Raw genomic sequence first — 6192 nt, 5'->3', positions numbered from 1 at the left:
AATTTTCAGGCGGGCAGAGACAGAGAATAAGCATTGCGCGCGCGATTTCGATGAAACCCAAGTTGATAATATGCGATGAAGCGGTAAGCGCTCTGGATGTGTCTATTCAGGCACAGGTTATCAATTTACTCATAGACCTTAAAAATAAACACAAATTATCTTATCTATTTATTTCACACGACTTGAGCGTCGTAAGCTATATTGCTGACAAAACGGCTGTTATGTACCTCGGACAAATCGTAGAAAGTGCAGATACCTCTGATATAATCAACAACCCGCTTCATCCTTATACTCAAGCGCTTATATCAGATGTTCCGCGAATAGGTGAAAATAAGGATAAAAGAACGATTTTAAAGGGAGATGTTCCTTCTGCCTCAAATCCTTCGCCCGGATGTAGATTCCATCCCAGATGTCCCATCGGCGTACAAAAATGTACAACCGATGTGCCTAGGTTAGAAAATAAGGGCAACAATCACTTTGTTTCGTGTCATTTAGTTTAAAGACAAAAACTTTGGGGGAGAAGTAAAAGAAACACCCTGAATCTAAATTTGAATAGCTATTCTCTAACGGGGTTTACCCCGTTAGAGATTAAAAAGAAAAGTTATGATCTATCTCAACACTTCAGGAACAAAAATAGAGAGTGTTCAAATATCAAGTTTGTTTTACGGTTGCCATAGATACCCTCGGTTTCGCCGAGAGGCAAGCAATGGCTACCTATCTCTAACGGGGTTTATCAATATAATCTTTTAGTCGGCTTGTTGCTTTTTCATCCATCTCTATGAATTGAAGCCCAATATCATATAATAGTTTTCCACCTCTATCTTGAACTCTTTCCCAAATAACTTGAGCCATAACTTCAACAAGCGAAAGTTCTGAAGAAAAAATACTCGCTTCCATGACATTGCCTTTGTGCAATACTTCCTCTTGCATTTCTATTCTTGCGCCATTAAGATTTATATCTTTCACTGTTCCACTATATTCTTCAAGTTTATTATCAACATTAAGCAAAAATTTTAGGGTTATAATCGGTCTTACATTATCTGTTTTTATTCTCTCTATTCTGTCAAAAACTTCTTCTTCTTTTACAAACTCAAAAATCAAAGTATGAGAGCCGATTTTTATTCGGTCTTTATGTTCCAATTTGCATTTTAATGTTTTTGTCCAATTTAAGGTTAATCCGCTTTTTGAAGCTAAATCATAAAGCATGTAATTTTCTTCTTCAGGCCTTATTTTTGCGTGAACATCCGAAACATCATCTCCTGTCAAACATAAATCATTTTCAGGGTTTTGCCCAATAAAAAATTCTTTGTTACCGGATAAATTGTAAACAGGGGATTCTCCGTGAATTTTCTCGCATATAAGAACAGCGGGGCGTACCAAACTATCTTTTATTTCTCCCTGTGGTACATTTGACAAAATATGGTTTCCGTTTTTCATAATATCACCCAGCAATTAAGAAGTTGCGTATTTCATTCTAAATATTTATTCGGAAATGCATTCAACAAGATAATTGTGAAGTCTTTCCTTCGATTTATCACTCATCTCTAAAAATTGAACCCCTACTTCATGTAGTATTTTACCACCTCTGTCAAAAGCGACTTCCCGTACTACTGTTCCTATCAAGTCAATTGATGGAAGGTCCGGAGAATAAATTTGCGCTTCTATCATGCTTCCCTTAGTTAATTTTTCTTCCAACTCTATTCTCACCCCTTCTAAACTTACATCTTTTATTAATGCTACAAACTCTTTGGCTTTATTGTGAGAATAAACTATAAACCTTAAAGTAAGCGGAGGAGAAATTCTTACCGCTCTTCTTCTTTCAGCGCCTTCTAAAAATTCGTCGGTTCTTCTATATCCTCTTTTTAAATCAAAAAGCAAAACAATAGAGCCGATTTCTATTCTGTCTCCGAATCTCAATTTATATTCATGGATTTCGTGTTGGTTTACCATAACCCCAGTTTTTGACAATAGGTTATAAAGAACATAGCTATCTTTTACGGGAGTTATCCTTGCATGGAAGGGGAAAACATTCGGTTTGTTCAAGCATAAGTCATTTTGCGGATCAGAACCTATATTAAAATCTTTCCCGTGAGGTAATTCATAAATTTTGGATTGTCCCTCTATTCTCATAAATAAAACAACAACAGGATTCTTAAAATCACTTTTCTTTTCCGAACGTGGTTCTAAAACACGACTTTCTTTTTTTCTTACTTTATTCCTTCTTCTAAAAAAGAAAAAACCCATAGTAATCTCCGTTACTTATACATTTTTACCGCAACATTTTTTATATTTCTTTCCACTGCCGCAAGGACATGGGTCATTCCTACCAACCTTGGCTTGAGTCCTGCGAAAAGGAACACTTTTTGCCTCTGTTTGTTGACGAGTAATTTGAGGATTAGGTCTTTGATTTGATATTACAGCGTTTCTTTTTAAATTATCAGCATCCTGATGCACAAATCGCATTTTGCCGGAACCCGCAATATTTTCTTCCCTTTCTTGAGACAATTTGACTTTAAAAAGATAATTGGTCACTTCTTTCTCAATCCTATAATTAAGAGCACCAAACATTTGATATGCTTCTTTTTTATATTCCACTAAGGGATTTGTTCCTCCATAACCTCTTAGACCAATCCCCTGTCTTAACTCATCCATCTCCCGCAGATGTTCTTTCCAGCATCTGTCTATAGTCTGAAGTAAAACTATTTTTTCTAAATGCCTCATCATTTCTATTTGTCCCAAGTCAGACGCAGTCTCCGCGCTTATTTCCCGTTCTTTCTGAGAATAAACTTCACGAACTTTTTCTTTCAAAATAAGTTTTAATTCTTTCGTGTTTATATGTTCCAAATCTATTTCGGGTAAGAAAAAAGAGAAATGAGAAGAAACGAATTTTTTCAAACTATCCCAGTCCCAGTCTTCAGAATGGACTTTTTCCGGCGCATAAAAAGATATTTCGTTATCTATTACATCATCCATCATTTGCAGAATGATTTCTTTAAGATTATCATCCTCCAGCGCCCTTCTTCTTTCTTTATATATAACTTCGCGCTGTCTATCCATTACATCGTCAAAACTAAGTAAGTTTTTTCTTATATCAAAATTCTGCTCTTCCATACGCTTTTGAGCGCTTTCTATAGTTCTTGTAAGCCAGGAATGAGTTATTGGTTCGTTATCGGGAAGCCCGAAATGCTCCATAAGATTTTTTATTCTGTCCCCGCCGAATATCCTTAAGAGGTCATCTTCCAAAGAAAGGAAAAACTGCGAAGAGCCCGGGTCACCCTGTCTGCCTGAGCGTCCGCGTAATTGATTATCAATACGTCTATCTTCGTGTCTTTCAACACCCAATATATGAAGTCCACCTATTTCGGCGACACCTACTCCCAATTTGATGTCCGTGCCTCTTCCGGCCATTTGCGTTGCTATTGTTACCGTTGCTTTTTGTCCTGCTTCCGATATTATCTTTGCTTCTTTTTCATGATATTTCGCATTCAAAACTTCGTGCTCTATACCTTCTTCCTTTAAAAAGTTTGAAACCTCTTCAGAGCTTTGTATGGAAATCGTTCCGACCAATACAGGCCTTCCCTCTTCGTGCAACCTTCTTATCTCTTCTCCCACCGCATTTAACATCTGTTTTCTTGTTTTATATATAACATCGGAAAATCCTGTTCTTTGCAAAGGTTTATTTGTAGGAATAGAAACCACTACAAGGTCGTAAACCCCTCTAAATTCACCCTCTTCAGTTTTAGCGGTTCCTGTCATGCCTGCATATTTTTCATAATAAATACGGAAATAGTTTTGAAAGGTAATCGTAGCCAGTGTCTGATTTTCTCTTTCAATGGTTACCTGCTTACCTTCATTTATAGATTTCGCTTCAAGCGCCTGATGTAACCCTTCGGAATATCTTCTGCCCGGAAGCAATCTGCCTGTGAACTCATCTACTATAAGCACTTGTCCGTCTTTTATAAGATAATCCTTATCTTCGCGAAATAGATTATGAGCGCGAAGAGCTTGGTTAATATATCCGGCAAATCCCATACTTGCGGTATCATAGAGCGAATCTATACCCAATAATTCCTGAGCTTTTTCTATTCCGTCTTCTGTTAACATAACAACATGCGCTTTTTCATCAACTTCATAATCAGTGTCTTTTTGCAGGCGACGGACTATCTTGTCTATCTTTAAATACAAATCCACCGAATCATCAGTCGGACCGGAAATAATAAGCGGCGTCCGTGCTTCGTCAATCAATATGGAATCAACTTCATCAATAATCGCATAATGCAAATTCCTCTGCACAATATCTTCCTTTCTACCGCAAATATTATCGCGCAGATAATCAAATCCGAATTCGTTATTGGTCCCATAAGTAATATCGCAGTTATATGCATCTCTTCTTGCAGTTGTATCCATATTTGACTGAATTACTCCGACCGTCAACCCAAGAGACTTATATAGGGGTCCCATCCATTCATTGTCTCGATGCGCAAGATAATCGTTTACTGTAACGATATGTACGCCTCTGCCGAGTAAAGCGTTAAGATAAGCGGGCATAGTCGCCACAAGAGTCTTTCCTTCGCCTGTAGCCATCTCGGCAATTTTACCTTCGTGAAGAATAATACCGCCCATTAACTGCACATCAAACGGCACCATCTCCCACACAACCTCTATATCGCTCACATTCCAACGTTTACCCACCAATCTTTTGCAGGCTTCTTTAACTAAAGCAAAAGACTGTGGCAAAATATCGGCAAGCATCTGATTATATAAACTCTTTATCTCTTTTTTGATTCTGCCCTTCTCTTCCGCACCGGAAGCCATATCTATCCTTGCCTTCAACTCTTTTAGCAGTTCTTCGCTTTCTTTATATTTTTGCACAGCTATTAATTTTAATTCTTCTGTTTTTTTGATAATACCGCCCTCGGAAAGCGCTTTGAACTCGGATTCGTGAGAATAAATTTGCTCGACGATTTTAGAAAGACGTGCCAGTTCTTTTTTCTGACGGATATTGGATAATATGTTTCCTAACATAACGGCGTATTATAGCACTGCAGAGGAAATAGAGGAATTCTACTGCGGATTGCAGATTGCAGAATAAAAAAACACAATTTATTTAATAGATGTAACCGATAAAGCAGTAACTAAACAGCCAGAGGGAAATTGACAGGGGGATAGTTATGATATATATTGACCGACAGAATAAAAGACAATGAGAAAAAAATTGAACGCTTCTGTAAAAATCGCAGTATTAGGTCGTGCTGCTCCACTTTGTGAAATATGTCTTCAACCTACAGCTTTTGCAAGATATACAGATATTGGGGGAAAAAGAGTGGGAAGATTTTCTCACATACGTGCAGTATCAACTGATGGACCACGACACGACACCAACTACCCAAAAAAACTTATTGATTCTGCCGAGAATCTATTTTGGTGTTGTACAGATTGTCATGATATAGTAGACCTTCAAGATAAATGGAATATGGAGACTTTAATGAATAAATTGAACGAAACGAGATCAAAAAAAGAATCAAAGGTAGAGTTGATAATTGAAGGCGAAATAAATGTTGAGGGTGAAGAAGCTGAAGAAATCACTGGCATTAATGCAGGCGGTAAATCTACCGTATTAAGACCAGGAACTATAGTCAATGTAAAAGGTATAAAAACGAAAAAGATTTTTGGAGTTAGAAACCAATGAAAATAGGAATAGGACTAAAATGCCCTACTGGACATTTCAATGTCCAGACTATGTTAGGTGAACCAGTTTGTCCCAAATGCGGACTAAAACTTGTAAAAGATGACAACGCAGCTGATACTGCAATGAACCGCGTATGTAGCAGTTGTGGGTTATCAATTGGTCTCAACGTGTTTGACACAGGTGTTTGTCCAAAATGTGGGAAACCTTGGAAATAGGGCTTAACAAATCTCTAATCATTATTTATTTCTCCCCTTCTTATATACTTCTTCCCTTGATATCCCGATTCCCTGATAACCTGCCCTCTGTTTTCTGATTTCTGTCCTCCCTGCCCACTATTTGTCAGGCGAGCTATTACCCACTTACTGTCATTGCGAGCGAACGCGGTGAGCGTGGCAATCTCGTATTTGAGATTACTTCGCCTTTGGCTCGCAATGACAAGAGAGAGTATATTTTCCCATTTTTTTTCTGTTCTCTGCCATCTGTCATCTGTCTTCTGACCTCTG

6 protein-coding genes are annotated in these 6192 nt (G+C 37.8%); 2 read left to right on the top strand and 4 right to left on the bottom strand.

The features are described 5' to 3' along the window. The coding region (locus KAS42_06210) for an ABC transporter ATP-binding protein (GenBank protein ID MCK4905811.1) at positions 1 to 500 on the top strand (500 nt) is incomplete at its 5' end. A 220-nt stretch (positions 501 to 720) separates the two neighbouring features. Here the strand turns inward: KAS42_06210 and KAS42_06205 are convergent. Genes KAS42_06205 through secA form a run of 3 tightly spaced genes read right to left on the bottom strand, consistent with a single transcriptional unit; the run spans position 721 to position 5025 of the window. Further along, positions 721 to 1437 carry a PilZ domain-containing protein gene (locus KAS42_06205; GenBank protein ID MCK4905810.1) on the bottom strand — a complete coding sequence of 239 codons (717 nt, stop codon included), beginning with the start codon at positions 1435 to 1437 and terminating at the stop codon, positions 721 to 723. Between the two features lie 45 nt (positions 1438 to 1482). Continuing rightward, positions 1483 to 2244 carry a PilZ domain-containing protein gene (locus KAS42_06200; GenBank protein MCK4905809.1) on the bottom strand — a complete coding sequence of 254 codons (762 nt, stop codon included), beginning with the start codon at positions 2242 to 2244 and terminating at the stop codon, positions 1483 to 1485. A gap of 15 nt (positions 2245 to 2259) precedes the next feature. Next, positions 2260 to 5025, bottom strand: coding sequence for a preprotein translocase subunit SecA (gene secA, locus KAS42_06195; protein MCK4905808.1), 2766 nt, complete (start codon positions 5023 to 5025; stop codon positions 2260 to 2262). A 178-nt stretch (positions 5026 to 5203) separates the two neighbouring features. Between secA and KAS42_06190 the strand changes: the two genes are divergently transcribed. Continuing rightward, entirely contained in the window at positions 5204 to 5689 is a 486-nt protein-coding gene (locus KAS42_06190) for a hypothetical protein (protein ID MCK4905807.1), read from the top strand. Between the two features lie 229 nt (positions 5690 to 5918). On the opposite strand, the gene KAS42_06185 is transcribed toward KAS42_06190, so the two are convergent. Next, a partial coding sequence (locus KAS42_06185) for a hypothetical protein (protein MCK4905806.1) occupies positions 5919 to 6192 on the bottom strand: 274 nt, incomplete at its 5' end.

It is taken from the genome of bacterium, from assembly GCA_023135785.1.
Lineage (GTDB): Bacteria > CAIJMQ01 > CAIJMQ01 > CAIJMQ01 > CAIJMQ01 > CAZNJA01.
The sequence above is the reverse complement of the archived record's forward strand: the minus strand, read 5'-3'. Positions and strand labels throughout refer to the sequence as shown.